This window comes from Pseudogemmobacter sp. W21_MBD1_M6, assembly GCF_052119585.1.
Taxonomy (GTDB): Bacteria; Pseudomonadota; Alphaproteobacteria; order Rhodobacterales; family Rhodobacteraceae; genus JBGQOJ01.
Map to the genome: position 1 here is coordinate 14,132 of NZ_JBGQOJ010000023.1, position 15,306 is coordinate 29,437.

14 protein-coding genes are annotated in these 15,306 nt (G+C 60.3%); 7 read left to right on the forward strand and 7 right to left on the reverse strand.

Going from position 1 to position 15,306, the window contains the following annotated elements; translation table 11 throughout:
• Positions 1-98: 98 nt before the first annotated feature.
• Positions 99-1,094 (reverse strand): LysR family transcriptional regulator, encoded by a 996-nt coding sequence (locus tag ACEN2R_RS17045; RefSeq protein ID WP_442043885.1) that lies wholly within the window; start codon positions 1,092-1,094, stop codon positions 99-101.
• A gap of 140 nt (positions 1,095-1,234) precedes the next feature.
• On the opposite strand from ACEN2R_RS17045, the gene ACEN2R_RS17050 reads away from it, so the two are divergent.
• From ACEN2R_RS17050 to ACEN2R_RS17080, 7 genes are read left to right on the forward strand one after another with little or no spacing between them, the layout of a single operon-like run.
• Positions 1,235-1,594: a cupin domain-containing protein gene (locus tag ACEN2R_RS17050; RefSeq protein ID WP_442043886.1), complete on the forward strand. Its 360-nt coding sequence runs from the start codon at positions 1,235-1,237 to the stop codon at positions 1,592-1,594.
• Positions 1,591-3,363 (forward strand): choline dehydrogenase, encoded by a 1,773-nt coding sequence (locus tag ACEN2R_RS17055; RefSeq protein ID WP_442043887.1) that lies wholly within the window; start codon positions 1,591-1,593, stop codon positions 3,361-3,363. Before ACEN2R_RS17050 ends, ACEN2R_RS17055 begins: the two co-directional genes overlap by 4 nt.
• A gap of 39 nt (positions 3,364-3,402) precedes the next feature.
• Entirely contained in the window at positions 3,403-4,536 is a 1,134-nt protein-coding gene (locus tag ACEN2R_RS17060; protein WP_442043888.1) for an ABC transporter substrate-binding protein, read from the forward strand.
• Positions 4,537-4,596: 60 nt separating this feature from the next.
• Positions 4,597-5,643 (forward strand): ABC transporter ATP-binding protein, encoded by a 1,047-nt coding sequence (locus ACEN2R_RS17065; RefSeq protein ID WP_442043889.1) that lies wholly within the window; start codon positions 4,597-4,599, stop codon positions 5,641-5,643.
• Positions 5,640-6,503, forward strand: coding sequence for an ABC transporter permease (locus tag ACEN2R_RS17070; RefSeq protein WP_442043890.1), 864 nt, complete (start codon positions 5,640-5,642; stop codon positions 6,501-6,503). The genes ACEN2R_RS17065 and ACEN2R_RS17070 overlap by 4 nt, the downstream gene beginning before the upstream one ends.
• On the forward strand, positions 6,496-7,335 hold the full coding sequence (locus ACEN2R_RS17075; protein ID WP_442043891.1) for an ABC transporter permease: 840 nt from the start codon (positions 6,496-6,498) through the stop codon (positions 7,333-7,335). Before ACEN2R_RS17070 ends, ACEN2R_RS17075 begins: the two co-directional genes overlap by 8 nt.
• 11 nt (positions 7,336-7,346) lie before the next feature.
• Positions 7,347-9,353 (forward strand): oxidoreductase, encoded by a 2,007-nt coding sequence (locus ACEN2R_RS17080; RefSeq protein ID WP_442043892.1) that lies wholly within the window; start codon positions 7,347-7,349, stop codon positions 9,351-9,353.
• A gap of 355 nt (positions 9,354-9,708) precedes the next feature.
• Here ACEN2R_RS17080 and ACEN2R_RS17085 read toward each other — a convergent pair whose 3' ends face one another.
• The 6 genes from ACEN2R_RS17085 to ACEN2R_RS17110 are packed head-to-tail and all read right to left on the reverse strand — an operon-like array spanning position 9,709 to position 15,302.
• Positions 9,709-10,485: an SDR family oxidoreductase gene (locus ACEN2R_RS17085; protein ID WP_442043893.1), complete on the reverse strand. Its 777-nt coding sequence runs from the start codon at positions 10,483-10,485 to the stop codon at positions 9,709-9,711.
• On the reverse strand, positions 10,478-11,284 hold the full coding sequence (locus ACEN2R_RS17090) for a crotonase/enoyl-CoA hydratase family protein (RefSeq protein WP_442043894.1): 807 nt from the start codon (positions 11,282-11,284) through the stop codon (positions 10,478-10,480). Before ACEN2R_RS17090 ends, ACEN2R_RS17085 begins: the two co-directional genes overlap by 8 nt.
• 52 nt (positions 11,285-11,336) lie before the next feature.
• Positions 11,337-13,076, reverse strand: a complete 1,740-nt coding sequence (locus ACEN2R_RS17095; RefSeq protein WP_442043895.1) for an acyl-CoA dehydrogenase — start codon at positions 13,074-13,076, stop codon at positions 11,337-11,339.
• On the reverse strand, positions 13,073-13,441 hold the full coding sequence (locus ACEN2R_RS17100; protein WP_442043896.1) for a hypothetical protein: 369 nt from the start codon (positions 13,439-13,441) through the stop codon (positions 13,073-13,075). Before ACEN2R_RS17100 ends, ACEN2R_RS17095 begins: the two co-directional genes overlap by 4 nt.
• Positions 13,438-13,938, reverse strand: coding sequence for a hypothetical protein (locus ACEN2R_RS17105; RefSeq protein ID WP_442043897.1), 501 nt, complete (start codon positions 13,936-13,938; stop codon positions 13,438-13,440). The genes ACEN2R_RS17100 and ACEN2R_RS17105 overlap by 4 nt, the downstream gene beginning before the upstream one ends.
• The gene (locus ACEN2R_RS17110) at positions 13,935-15,302 is read right to left on the reverse strand and encodes an FAD-dependent oxidoreductase (protein WP_442043898.1); all 1,368 of its coding nucleotides are present in this window, start codon (positions 15,300-15,302) and stop codon (positions 13,935-13,937) included. Before ACEN2R_RS17110 ends, ACEN2R_RS17105 begins: the two co-directional genes overlap by 4 nt.
• Between the last annotated feature and the right edge of the window lie 4 nt (positions 15,303-15,306).

Consider the following 15,306-nt stretch of genomic DNA (forward strand, 5'->3'; position numbering starts at 1 on the left):
GTCGCAGACGACAAGTGCGCTTTGCGACCATTTTTGGCCATAGGACAGTCTGCTTGGCCGGATGTGGCGATCAGCGACCCTGCATGAAGACTCTGCGCTTATTCCAAAGGTCGATTATGCAGTGTCGCTGACCGATCCAGCACGCGAATTCCGCGTAGTGCCAGTTGTTCCAGCACCGTCGACTGATAGCTCGCAACAGCCGCGCGCAACCAGTACTCAAACCGATTTGCAGCCTTTGAGCTGACAACATTTGGCGACGAAAAAAGGGAATATGTTTGCGTGCTGATCAAACCCGCATCGAACGGGACAATCAATTCGCCCAGACGGATCAGCGGCAGCGTCAGAAAGCTGTCCCCCATCGCCAGCCCGCCACCGGAGGTAGCAACCGAAATGCACAGGGTGGTTTCGTTGAACAGGGTCTTGTGCAGGCGCGCGCCTCCGGGATCAAATCCAGAATACTGGCACCATTCTTCCCAGACGTCATAATTGTTGTCGATGAAATACGGGGCTTCGGCGACGCATTGACCGGGCTGCAAAAATCGGTTGGCAAAGCCTTGCGTGCAAACCGGCATGTCAATCCACCGGCACAATTCGCTTTCCATCAGCAGACTCGACGGATGTTCGCCATGCATCCCATAAAAGATGCGAAAATCGAAATCCTCGTCATGGCGGAAGCTGCCATTCTTTTCAGCGGTTATTTCAACCGAAATGCCTGGATTGGCCACCAGAAATGACCCGACCTGCCCCGCCAGCCAGCCCGAGGCGAAATCGCGGCAGACCAGAACCCGCACACGCTGACCCTGACCCTGACCCTGACCCTGACCCGACCGTCGGACGACGCTTTCGGTTGTGGAAGAGATCAGATCGAACGCCTGCTTCAACCCGACGCACAGCTCTTGCCCGGCGTCTGTCAGGCGGATTCTGTTGCCGGTGCGTTCAAAAAGGGCGCAGCCAAGGTCCTGCTCCAGCAAGGCGAGCTGCTTGCTGATTGCAGGGCGAGTGACGTGCAATTCTGTCGCGGCTGCCGAAACGCTGCCGGTGCGCGCCACGGCATCGCACGCCCGCAATGCGGTAAGGGATCGCCACTTTCGCATTCCGTTCGTCCTGTGATTAACCTGAAGTTACGCTGGCTGAAATCTTGTCACTTGTCACGTCAAAGCTGTGACAGGCAAGGTTGCAGGCATCGCGCTGCACCAGCATGGGGCGGTATTATCAATCGAGCAGGAGATTTCGCATGGTGGCCCCGATCCGATTTTCATCATCAGGACCAACAGGTTGGGATGCCTTAGGCGATATACCTCTGGATCACGCAGAGCTTTTGGCTGGCCTGCCGCTGGGTCAGGATTTCAGCTACTTTCAGCGCCCTGAGGCAAAACTTCGCGCCGGAATCTGGCGATCTACCGCTTATACCGAACACTACGAAAACTATCCTTGCGATGAATTCATGATCGTTCTGGAAGGTGAAGTGACGCTGGAGAATGACGAGATCTGCGAAACCTATCGCAAGGGCGATGCTTTTTTGGTTCCGAAAGGCTTCAAGGGCATCTGGCGGCAGCCTGTGGCGATGTTGAAATTCTATGTGATCGTCGAATGACACTGCGTCAGGCTGAACCTGCGTTGCGCGATGAGGGTATCTACGATTACGTCATCATTGGGGCCGGATCGGCGGGCTGTGTTTTAGCCAACCGTTTGGGGGAAGATCCCAAAACGCGTATTCTGGTGCTGGAGGCAGGCGGCAGCGACCGCGCCACGATCGTGGCCATGCCCTCTGCGCTGTCGATGCCGATGAACACTGCCCGGTTCAACTGGGGCATGACGACCGAGCCAGAGCCGGGTCTGGACGGGCGGGTGATAAACCTGCCGCGCGGCAAGGGCCTTGGTGGATCGTCCTCGATCAATGGCATGTGCTGGGTGCGCGGCAATCCGATGGACTATGAGCTGTGGGAGGCTTTGGGTGCAGACGGCTGGCGATGGTCCAACGTTCTGCCATATTTTCAACGGCTGGAAGATGTGCAAGGCGGTGGGCCGTTGCGAGGCACTGATGGGCCGATCAAAGTGACGCGTGGCCGGGAAACCAACCCGCTTTACCATGCATTTGCGCAGGCCGGGGTGCAGGCAGGCTATGCGCAAAGCCCGAACATGAACCAACGCCAGCACGAAGGCTTTGGCCCGATGGAGATGAACGTTGGCGGCGGTGCGCGCTGCAGCGCTGCGGTCGCTTATCTGCGGCCTGCGATGGCGCGCGGCAATGTGCGGGTGATCACCGGGGCGCTGGTGGACAAGATCGAATTTGCAGGCCGTCACGCCACAGCGGTGCTGTTTGCGGTCAATGGTCAGGCGTGCCGAGCGCAGGCCGGGCAAGAGGTGATCCTGTCTGCCGGTGCGATCATGTCGCCGGTGATTCTGAAACGCTCGGGTGTGGGGCCGGCGTCTGAATTGCGCGACCATGGCATTGAGGTGCGCCACGACAGCCCCGGAGTTGGCGAAAACCTGATGGATCACCTAGAGGTGTATATCCAACAAGAATGCACCCAGCCGATCAGCCTTTACCCCGCACTTAGCCTGCTGGGCAAAGCGCGGATCGGTCTGGAATGGCTGCTGACCCATCGCGGTTTGGGGGCCACCAACCATTTTGAAAGCGGTGGCCATATTCGCAGTCGTGCCGGAATTGTTTACCCAGATATCCAGTATCACTTTTTGCCGCTGGCGATTTCTTATGATGGCAAATCGGCGGTGCGGGGCCATGGCTATCAAGTGCATGTCGGCACCAAACGCTCAAAAAGCCGGGGTTGGGTGCGGCTGCGCGATGCAAGGCCGCAAAGCCTGCCACGGGTGCAGTTCAACTACATGACGCATCCGGACGACTGGCCGGAGTACCGCGCCTGCATCCGGCTGACGCGTGAGATTTTCGCACAGACCGCTATGGCCCCCTATCGCGGGGCAGAGCTGGCTCCGGGGGCGGATGTGACCAGCGACGACGCGCTGGACGCCTTCCTCAAGCGGAAACTCGAAAGCGCCTATCATCCCAGTGGTACCTGCCGGATGGGCACCGACGCGGCGGCGGTCACCCACCCCGACGGCCGGGTGCATGGGCTGCAGGCGCTGCGGGTGGTTGATGCCTCGGTTATGCCACAGGCCACGGCGGGCGATCTGAACGCACCAACCTTGGCACTGGCCGAACGGATGGCCGATCTGATCCGGGGCCGCCATCTGCCTGCGGCCACCGATGCCCCGCTTTTGGCCGCGCAAGACTGGGCCACAGCCCAACGCACGCCGCACATCTTGCGGGATTATTCCAGCGACCGTGCAGCCTTGCGCGACATGCTGCTGGCCAACGCACGGGGCAAGGCGCTGCCCACCTGACACGCGCCGGCAATCGCAACCCACAGCAAGGAGACAAAGATGACCCGTATCCGCCAGGACCAAAGCTTGAACCGTCGTCGTTTTCTGCAATCCACCGCGGCAGGCGTCAGCCTGTTGGCGATGCCCGCAATCATCGGCAGAGCCTCGCTCGCCACCGCACAAACCAGCTTTGCCGGTGAAAGCCTGATCGTTGTACCGTGGTCGGGCAATTATGAACTGGTGTTCAAGGAAACTGTGATTGACCCGTTCAACGCGCAATACGGCACTAAGGTTGAAAGCGTTGGCGGCTGGGATCAAATGGTGCCGCAGATCATTGCAGCCCCGGCCGACAATCCCCCATTCGATATCACCGTGACCGAGGAATTCATCGCAGGTCAGGGCCAGTCCGAAGGGCTGTGGGCCAAGGCCGATCGCGCAACCATTCCCAACCTTGACGCGGTCTACCCGTATTTCGCCGAAACCCGGCCGGGCTATGAAAGCTGGGGCGTGCCATTCGCCGGGGGCACGTCGATGCTGATTGTGCGCAAGCGGCTGGAAATTGCGCCTGATACCTGGGGCGTGCTGTGGGATGACCGGCTTGCAGGCAAGGTCACGGCGGATGGATCGTCGTGGTGGTGGTCGCTTTCGGTTCCGGCCGCGATGAGCACGGCACATCCGGGCCTAGATGAAATGTACGAACTCGCCACTGCCGAGCCGTTGTTTGCCAAGATGGATCAGCTGAAAGTCGCGCGCTGGTATATGACCGGCGCCGAACAGGCCAACCTGCTGAACCAAGAAGAGGCGGATGCGGCGCTGACTTATTCCTCGGATGCGCTTGGTTTTCTGACCGATAGCCCCGATGAATATGTCGCTGGCGTGCCGAAAGAGGGCACTTCGGCTTGGACCGACTGGTTCATCAAGGTGCGCGGCACCCGGCACAACGATCTGGCTGATTTCTTTTTGAACTATCTGCTTGAAAAAGAAACGCAGGACCGGTTCCTGGCCAAATCCATGGTGTTCATGTCGCGCAAAGACGTGATGGTGCCGCCGCATTGGACTGGCTATCCGCAATCAAACGCCGATTTCCACAAGATGTTCCAACTGATCACCATCGATGGCTGGGCCAAGATCAATGCCAATTATCAGGCATTCGATGATCGGATGAAGCAAACCATCACCCGCTCGGCGGGCTGAACCGAAACGGCGGCATCCGCAGGTGCCGCCGTTCGCTTTTGCAATGGAAAAGGACGCCCCGTGCCGCAAGCAGCCCTTGATCTGGAACATATTTTCCGAAATTACGGCCCCGTTGTGGCCGTGGATGATGTGTCGCTGACCGTGGCCAAGGGCGAATTCGTGACACTGCTGGGGCCGTCGGGGTCGGGTAAAACCTCGACTTTGCGGCTTATTGGTGGCTTTGAAAACATCGACGCCGGTGCGATCCGCATCAACGGCGCGCGGGTTGATCATCTGCCGCCCTATCTGCGCGACACCGCGACGATTTTCCAGTCGGGGGCGCTGTTTCCGCACAAGACCGTGGCCGAGAACGTGGCGTTCGGCTTGCGGATGCGGCGGGTTTCCAAGGCGGATATCCGCGCTCGTGTCGCCGAAGCCTTGGCCGTGGTGCGGCTGCAAGGGTTGGAAGACCGCTATCCTGACCAGCTTTCGGGAGGGCAAAAGCAGCGGGTGGCGCTGGCGCGGTCCATGGCCGTGCGGCCCGCGATATTGTTGTTCGACGAGCCCCTGTCGGCGCTTGACCTGTCGTTGCGTCTGCAATTGCGCTCTGAAATCAAACGTCTGCATGATGAAATCGGCTTCAGCGCGATCTACGTCACCCATGACCAGGGTGAGGCCATGGCAATGTCGGACCGGGTAGCGGTAATGCAGAGCGGCAAGATCGAACAGATCGACCGCCCAGAAATCGTGTTCAACGCGGCGGCCAACGAGTTCATTCACACCTTTGTCGGGGAAACCTGCTGTCTGACGTTCCGGATGGACGGCGGGCGGGCGGTTGATCCTGCAACGTCCACTTTGGACCTGCATCTGGCGCAACCTTTGCCGGATGGCACCTACAGGCTTTATCTGCGCCCCTCGCAGCCCAGCCTTGGACAGGCGGCGCAGGCCTTGCCAAACCGCGTGACCGCACGGCTTGGCTTTGTCGAGTTTCTGGGGGAAAAATACCGCCACCATTTGATGGCAGGCCCCTGCGAGATCGTGGTTGATCAGCCGGGTGCTATGGCGGCAGAGCCGGGCGCAGACGTTCTGATCGGTTGGGAATCCAGCGCGATGCGGATATTCCAATGACCGGCCCAAAACGTAGCCGCCTGACGCCTTGGCTGTTACTGACCCCGGCGCTGATCCTTGCGGTGGTATTTTTTGGCGTGCCTGCCCTTTACATGGCGCGCATGAGCGTCAACGCCCACGAACCGCAAAGTTATTTCACCCCCGGCTTCACCTTCGAAAACTATGTCCGCCTGACCCACGATCCGGTGATTGCGGGGGCGATCTGGAACACGGTCTGGCTGGCCCTGATCGGCTCGGCTGTGACGATTGTTCTGGCTTGCGGCTTTGCGTTGATTGTCTGGCTGAAACCCGCGCGTTGGCGGCTTTGGTTCATCGGGCTGGCCTTGCTGCCGCTGCTGATTTCCGAAATCGCAATCATTTTCGGCTGGTGGATGGTGTTCCCAAGGAATGGGCTGCTCAGCGTCGCCCTGATGTCTTCGGGCCTGATCACCGATAAGATCAGCCTGATGTACACCGAGGGTGCGGCGTTGGTCGGGCTGGTCTACATCACCCTGCCCTATTGCTTTTTCATCCTGCTTTCCGTGTTCGATGGACTGGATCGGCGGGTTCTTGAGGCTGCGTCAGATTTGGGCGCACCGCCACTGACCACCTTTTACGAAATTTTGTTGCCGCAGACGCGGGCCGGGTTGCTTGCGGCTTTCGCGCAATCGTTCATCTGGACCATGGGTACCTACGCCACGCCGATGGCGTTGGGGCCAGATACGCTGTGGACGCTGGGATTTCTCATTCAGGACCAGATGCTTGGCAAACACCATTGGCCGATGGCCGCCGCCCTGTCGATGGTGCTGGTGGTCGGCGTGGCGCTGGTGGTTCTGCTGACGCGGTGGCTGCAACCGCAGCAAAGGTCGTTCCATGTCTGACGCACTGCGCACACCCCGGATCGGACCGCGCTTGCTGCGGGCGATTGCGGCGGTTTTCACCCTCAGCCTGGTGGCCTATATCCTGATCCCGGTTCTGGTGACACTGGCCATGTCGTTCAGTGGCGCGGCGCAACTGCGGTTTCCCATCCGGTCATGGTCTTTGGGTTGGTACGCCGAGTTTGCCGCAAGCCCGCAATGGACCGGGGCGCTGATCAACAGCCTGATCATTGCCACTGGCACGGCAATGATGTCCACGCTCGCCGGGGTGGCTGCGGCCTATGCCTACACGCGCTATACTTTGCGGTTCAGCACTTTGCTTTATGTGCTGTTGATGTTTCCACTGTTCATGCCGGGTATTGTTCTGGGATTGGGTGTTGCTTTGACCTTCAGTCGGTTCAGCATTGGCGGCTACAGCCTGTTCGGATCGCATCTGCTGGTGATGATCGCGCATTCGCTTTGGGCGATGCCGCTGGTGTTCCTGCTGATGGAGGCGGTGTTTCGGATGACAGACCGCAGGGTGATCGAGGCCGCGCAGGATCTTGGCTGCCCGCCGCTGCGCACGTTCTTCGAGATCGAAGTGCCGATGATATCCACCGGCCTGATATCGTCGCTGTTGTTCGCCTTTGTCATCTCGTTGAACGAATTCGTCATGGCGTTGTTTTTGACCGACCGCGACACGCAAACACTGCCGGTGTTGATGTGGCTTGGCCTGCGATCCGCAGCCACCCCGCAAATTGCGGTCGCGTCGGTGGTGCTTAGCCTGTCGGTCTTTGCCTGCCTTAGCCTGATCATGGTTTGGTATGTCCGCCAATTGCGCAAAACCACCCGATGAAAGGCGTAGATATGCCCCGTATGGATCCCCGCTATGGCGTGCTGTTTGAACCTGTGCGCATCGGCCCTGTCACTGCGCCAAACCGGTTTTATCAGGTCCCGCACTGCACCGGCATCGCAGATCGCGCCCCTGCCGACGTGGCCGCCATGCGCGAGATGAAGGCGATGGGAGGCTGGGGCGTGGTTTGCACCGAGAATATCGAAATTTCGCAGGATGCAGATATCTCGCCCTATCCCGCCCTGCGGTTTTCCAGTGACGCAGACATTGCGCGCCAGGCTCGCATGGCAGATCTGGTGCACAAGCATGGCGCGCTTGCAGGGGCAGAACTGGCGCATATGGGGCTTTATTCAGCCAATCGCACGTCACGGCGGCCCAGCATCGGCCCGTCATCGCGTTTGCTGATCGAGGCAATCGAGCCGGTTCAGGCCCGCGCGATGGACAAATCTGACATCCGCACCCTGCGCCAAGATCACCGCGCCGCTGCCTTGCGCGCCAAGGCGGCAGGGTTCGATATCATCTATGTCTATGCCAGCCACAATTTGTCCATCGCCTCGCATTTTCTGGCCCGGCGCTTCAACGACCGCAGCGACGAATATGGCGGCAGTCTGGAAAACCGCGCCCGGCTGTTGCGCGAACTGCTGGAGGATACCAAGGAGGCGGTCGGGGATCGCTGTGCCGTGGCGCTGCGTTTCGCCGTGGAAGAGTTCCTTGGCCCGGATGGGTTGACCCACGATGGCGAAGGGGCAGAGGTGGTTGAACTGCTGAAAGACCTGCCCGATCTTTGGGACGTCAACCTTTCTGATTGGTCAAACGACAGCCAAACCGCGCGGTTTTCGCAAGAAGGCTATCAAGAGCCGTTCGTGCGATTTGTTAAACAGATCACCGGCAAGCCGGTTGTAGGCGTGGGGCGCTTTACCTCACCCGATACCATGGTCAGCCAGATCAGGCGGGGCTTACTGGATTTCATCGGGGCCGCGCGGCCTTCGATTGCCGACCCGTTCCTGCCGCTAAAGATTGCCGAAGGCCGCATCGACGATATTCGCGAATGTATTGGCTGCAATATCTGCCTGTCGTGCGAAAACAGCTTTGTGCCAATCCGTTGTACGCAGAACCCCACGATGATGGAGGAAGGCCGCGCCGGTTGGCATCCTGAAATCATGCCCGCCCGCCGCTCTGACGATCGGGTATTGATTGTAGGCGGCGGGCCCGCGGGGCTCGAATGTGCGCTGTCATTGGCCCGGCGCGGCCATCACGTCACTCTGGCCGAAGCCCGCGACGGCTTTGGCGGTCGGGTGTCGCGCGAAGCGGCCTTGCCGGGCATCGCGGCGTGGGGGCGGGTGCGCGACTACCGTCTGGGCCAGTTGGTCAAGCTGCCCAATGTCGAACTCTACCCCGGCAGCCGGATGGAGGTTGCCGATATTCTGGGCTTTGGGGCCAAACGCGTCGTAATCGCCACCGGGGCAACATGGCGGCCTGCGGTCATGGCCCGCGACGGGCGGCGCGGTGCGGACTTGGACATCCCCGTTCTGACACCGGATGACATCATGGACGGCCTGTGCCCGCAGGGGCGGATTTTGGTGCATGACACCGAAGGCGGCTATATCGGCGGCCTGATCGCGGAAAAGCTGCAACTGTCCGGGGCAAGCGTGACCTTTTCCACCCCGGCGCTAACCCATTCGGGGTTCCTCAGCCTGACGCTGGAACAAGACCGCGTGCTGCGCCGCCTGACAGGTCTTGGCGTCGCGCTGATGGCGGGGCGCGAATTGTCAGTGGGCCTGAACGGTCGGGTACAGCTGGTATCGGTCCTTGGAGGTGATCCGCTGGACTGCGCTGTGGATCATCTGGTGGTGGTGGCCGATCGGGTGCCTGCGGATAGGCTTTCGCAACAGTTGCTATCAGACCCCGCCAACCTGGCCGAGGCCGGGATCAAATCGGTTGATCCTGTGGGCGACTGCGTCGCACCGGGCCTGATTGCACACGCCATATATGCGGCTCACCGGTTGGCGCGGAGTTTCTGACCTGCAAATGCATCGTGTCTTGCTGTTCACGCGGCGCGGTTAACTTCATTTGTTGCCGTACAACCGGCGCAGAAAAAAGATGATCGAGACACTGGGACGTATCGAACCCTGCCTTTTCTAGGAATTCAGACCAGCCGAACCGGCTGATCTCGTTCTTGAAATTCCAGCGCGCCTAAGTACGCCTGTGCCGCAGCTTGGATCCGGAGAGCAGCTCTGCTGAAACCCAGTCGTGCGTTGATCTGGTATAGGACTTAGGCTCCCTGAAAAAACTGTGCCAGTCTCCAATCGGCTGCGGATCGCAACTGAAATTTCACGTATAAGCCATTCACTGCTATTCTCTCGCCTTTCTGTTCAGTCAAGGTTTTGGGTCGGGATTCTCGGTGTGACCATCAATGGCAAGGATCTGCCCCGAGATCCGCGCACCCGCATCTGATGCCAGAAACACCGCCATCGCGGCCACATCCTGCGGGCGTGCAAAGACCCGAAGCGAAGTACCAGCCTCGTAGGCCTTGCGAATGATGTCAGCTGTGGTCCCTTTTACCACTGCTTCGCGTTCAATCACGCCGTCGATCCGAGGGCCTTCGACGCAGCCGGGGGCGATGACATTAGCGCGGATGCCGTAAGGCCCTGCCTCCATTGCAACCGTCTTCATCAGGCCATTGATAGCCCATTTCGCCGCGACATAGGGCGCTCGGTAAGGGGATCCAAACTGCCCCGCAGTCGAACCGGTAAAGATGATGCTGCCATTTCCTGCCGCTTTCATCATCGGCAAAGCGCCCTGCGCTGCAAGCAGAGCGCCACCCAGGTTGACGGCAAGGCACCGCTGAAATGCGGCAAAGTCCTGATCCTCGACGAGTGCGGTCGTCCCGGGCGTTCCTGCATTGGGGCACAAAGTGTCAAGACCGCCCCAGGTCTTTTGAACGCGCTGGAATAGCTCTGACATGGCAACTGGGTCGGCCACATTGAGGCAATCGCGCTGCCATTCCGTCGGACAGCTATCCAAAGCACTTTGTGAGATATCAGTGATCCAAACTCTCGCACCGGTTGCCGCGAAGGCTTCGGCCATGGCCCGCCCTATGCCCGAACCTCCGGCAGTGATCAGTACTGTCGAACCGGCCCGCGCATCATTCATTTGGCCGCACCCTCGCTGCGGTCTTGTTGGCAAAAGCCTCCAACCTGGCTCGCGCCTCTGGCTGCGTGTTGACCACGCCAGCCACGCAGGCTTCAGCATAGGCGGCATCCAGTGGCGACATGTTCTGCATGTGGCTGATGGCAGAGCAAATGGCGAAATTGGTCAAAGGCAGGTTTTGTGCCGCCTTGTGGGCCAGATTCAGTGCGTGGTCTAAGCTGGACCCTTCTACGAGATATTGCGCAAGGCCAAGATCCACGGCCTCTTGGCCCTGATAAACCCGGCCTGTCAGCATCATGTCAATCATCCGCGCCTTGCCAACCAGACCGGCCACCCTGATTGTCGCCCCGCCCCCAGTAAAGAGGCCGCGCTGCCCCTCGGGCAATGCGAAATAGGTGGTCTTGTCGGCCACGCGGATATGTGCCGAACTCGCCAGTTCCAGCCCGCCGCCCACGACCGCGCCTTTCAGCGCGGCGATGACAGGAACCCCGCCATACTCCATTTTGTTGAAAGCCTCGTGCCAGCGCAGGCAAAGATGCCAAAACGCGGCCGGACTACGGTCTGCCGTGTGATGCTCGATCAGGTCCAGCCCGGCGCAGAAATGATCCCCCGATCCGGCCAGCACGATGGCGCGGACGTCTGCGCGCGGAGCGGTGGAGAAAAACGTGACCAGCTCTTCGATCGTATCCGAATCCAATGCGTTGCGTTTGTGCGGGCGGTTGATGGTCACGACATGAACCCCATCATCGTGGGCTTCGATAGCAAGGTTCGTGTAGTGCGATGGGTCGATCTGGATGGCCATGGATGCGGTCCTATTCAAAAAGTGAAGGAGGGGGCAGATGCACTCTGCCGGGTCAGAATGTTACGCCAAGAAGACTTGCCGCGCCCTGCGTGACGCGGGACCGCTGAAGGTCAACCTCTGGCAGGATGTGGTGGGCGTAGAACTGCGCTGTGGCGATTTTGGTCGCCATGAACGCGCCGTCTTCGCCGCGCGCCAGCGCCGCTTCGGCCACGAGTACAGACCGTGCCATTTGCCACCCAGCCACAAGATTGCCAGCCAACATCAGAAAGGGCACCGCCCCGGCATAGGCAGCGTTTGCATCGGCGGGCGCGACCGCAATCAAATGGGCGATGGTGGCCTCAAAGGCGCTGCGGGCATCGGCAAGCCGCGCGCCAATCTCTTGCGCCACGGATGAGCCGGTCTGCAGTTGTTGTTCCGTCACGGCGATCATCGCGGCGATGCGTCTCGCGACCGCGCCGCCGTCGCGTAGCGTTTTGCGGCCAAGAAAATCGTTGGCCTGAATGGAAGTTGTGCCTTCATAGATCGGCAGGATGCGTGCATCGCGGTAGTGCTGTGCCGCCCCGGTGTCCTCGATGAAGCCCATGCCGCCATGGATTTGCACGCCCAGCGAGGCGGTCTCCACCCCTTTTTCGGTGCAAAACCCCTTGACCAGCGGCACAAGGAACTCGGCCAAAGCCAAGGCTTCAGCGCGCTGTTCGGGCGTGCCTGCGGTCTCGGCCCGATCTTGGCATCCGGCAGCAAAGGTGGCCAGTGCGCGGCACCCTTCGGTCATGGCGCGCATCTGGGCCAGCATGCGGCGCACATCGGGGTGATGAATAATGGCGACCGCCTCGGGCGCGCTGCCATCAACGGGGCGGCCCTGATGGCGGGTCTTGGCGTAAGACAACGCCAACTGATAGGCGCGCTCGCCAATGGCCACGCCCTGAACGCCCACAGCAAAGCGGGCGGCGTTCATCATGGTGAACATGTATTCCAATCCGGCGTTTTCGCGCCCGATCAAAAACCCGGTCGCACCTTCGAACGCCAGCACGCATGTCGGGCTGGCCCGGACGCCCAGTTTGTGTTCGATGCTTTGGCAGCAGACAGCGTTCGGTGTGCCATCCTCCACCAACCTTTTGGGTACCAGAAACAGGCTTATACCCTTGATGCCCTTAGGCGCATCCGGTGTGCGGGCCAGCACAAGATGGATGATGTTCTCTGTCAGATCATGCTCACCATAAGTAATGAAAATCTTGGTGCCGGTAATCTGATAGCTGCCATCGGCTTGACACTCGGCGCGGGTTCTCAGCAACGCCAGATCACTGCCCGCCTGCGGTTCGGTCAGGTTCATCGTGCCGGTCCATGTGCCCGACACCAGCTTGGGCAGATAGCTCTGCTGCATCTGCGGCGACCCAAAGTGGCGCAGGGCTTCGATCGCGCCGTCGGTCAACAAGGGACATAGCGCGAAACTCATATTGGCGGCGTTGATGATTTCACCAGCAGCAGCTCCAACCGCACGGGGCAAATCCTGCCCGCCATACTCGGACGGATGCACCAAGCCCTGCCAGCCCATCGCCATGAACTTGGCATAAGCCTGAGGGAAACCGGACGGCGTGTGAACCTGCCCCCCCTCGCAGCGCGATCCTGCCCTATCACCCGGCGCGTTCAGGGGCGCAATTTCCTCGACACAAAAGCGGCTGAATTCCTCTAGAACTGCCGCCGCGATCTCAAGGTCATGCGCCGGTTCGCCAGACCACGGCGCGATATTCGCGATGTTGAACAGCAGGTCTTTGACCGGCGCTTCGAATGTCATGGCTGGAACCCCATCTCGTGCGCTTTTGCCCACAGAATGAACTTCTGGATTTTGCCGGGAGCGGTTTTGGGAAAGGTGCGGAGCGCCCAGGTTTTCGGTGCATTGAAATGCGCGATGATGTTGCGGCAAAAGGCGATGACCTCGGCCTGAGTGACGCGGTGGGCGGCCATCTCCGACAGATCGGGTGGCGGCAAGGCCCGACCCGCAACCGTCTCGATCGCCCGAAGATAAGTGTGGCGGTGGCGATAGATTGCCGTCTTGGGTCGCCCTGAGGTGCCCGAAGGATCATTCAACGCAGGTGCCTGCCACTCGTCTGCGGGCAACCGCAGCGCGCGCTCTGGATTGATTGCCCGGATCACCCTCATGTCGCCGACCACTTCCCCAACCGGGTCAAAAAGGCATCAAGGGGTGCGCCGGGGTCACGATTGCCCGCAAGGTCCAACTTGGCAAAGTCGATCATCGCGACTTCGTGTGCATAAATCAGGTCCATGCCGTCGAACACCTCTTGTGGCGCAATGACTTTCAGGCCGGCGAATTCGTCCAGATAAGCCGGATACTCGCGGACCATCTCCTCCATGGCCGCCTCCCAGGACTGAATGGGATTGGCGAGGGCTTCCTCTCGCCCGGACTCGCGAAGGGCGGCAAGGTCGGGCGGGATCACGCCAAGGGCCTTTGCCAAGGGACGCAGGGCCGCTTCCATGCAGTTTTCGATTAGGGCGATCTTTTCCCAGATCGCGGCGCGTCGCGGGTCGGGTTCGGCCGTGGCGAAGGTTGCGAAGTAGGTTTCGCCCGAAACCTCATCCGCATAGGAAAGGGCAAAGCCTTCGGCGAAGGTCGCGAATGTCCGTGCAACAATGGTCATTGAATGCGAACCCCCTGCCGGATCAACTCGCGCTGGACAGCATCCATGTCGACCATATCCACGTCACAGTTGGACTTCACCGCCTGCGCTGCGGCAACGCCCGCGCCCTGACCGGCCACGGCACAGCAGGCCATGTTGCGCGTTGCCGCATGGGCCACCATGTCGCCGCCAATCGCCCGGCCTGCGACCAGAAGGCCCTTGATCCCTTTCGGCAGCATCGAGCGGTAGGGGATATGCATGTAGCGACCCGTGGTCGGGATGATCAGGATACCGTAGCCGTCGATGAATTCGGGGTAGATGCCGATGGTATCCTCGAACCTGCCTTGGTGGCGCACATCCGCTTCGGTCATGTTGTAAATGGCATCAATCTTGCGGGTGTCGCGGATGCCGATGGTCATGCCGAAGTTGCGCAGCCTCACCCCTTTGCAGCCTGGCATGAAATGCCGCAGCGCCTCGATGGCAAGCATCGCCTGTTTGCGGCCCTCGACCTCTCCCCGCGTCATGCTATCGGGGTCGGTGCCATCGATCCCGGCCAGATGCACGAGGTTCATGTAGGTCAACTCGCCCGTGTCATGCATCGCACCCCAGGTACCCGCAATGGTCGTCAGATGCTTGGGGATGATGCCTTCCTCAATCGCCTTGGCGAAGGGTTTCTTGAGGAAGGGCGAGAACATGTCGTCCTCTTTCCCGTCGGTTTCCACGGTCCATTCGCCGGTGGACCAGTCCTTGTAAGTCTGCGGATCGGCCTTCACCTCGGCCATGAATTCGGCCTTGTTGACGCCTGCAAGGTGGAACATCACGGAGGCCGCCTGCATATGCTCGGACGGAGTTTTCGGCGCAGGAGCACCGCAGCGGACGGCAACATCAGCGTCCCCCGTCGCGTCGATCACCACTTTCGCAAGGATCGCCTCACGTCCCGCCTTCGATTCCACGATGATGCCTGCGATGCGGTCACCTTCCATGACCGGGGCAACGAAAGTGCGGTGCATCATGCCATGAATGCCTGCATCTTCGACCAGCCGGTCGGCGACCAGCTTGAAGCCTTCGCTGTCCAACTCATAGCTCAGCGATTGGCTTTCTGGCACGGCGGCGCCCATCGCCTTGGCGCGATCCTCAAATTCGCGTCCGATGCCATTGGCCTCAATGGTCGCCTCATGACGATACCAGGCCAGACCCTCGACCCCCACCACGGTGATGTTCCCGCCGTAGCAACCAAAGCGTTCAACCATGCAGACCTGCACGCCCGCGCGGGCAGCAGCCAACGCGGCGGCCAGTCCACCGGGGCCGGACCCCACGACCAGCACATCGGTGTGGTGAATGACCGGCACATGGCGAGTCGGTTCGGTTATAAAATCAAGGCTCATGTCA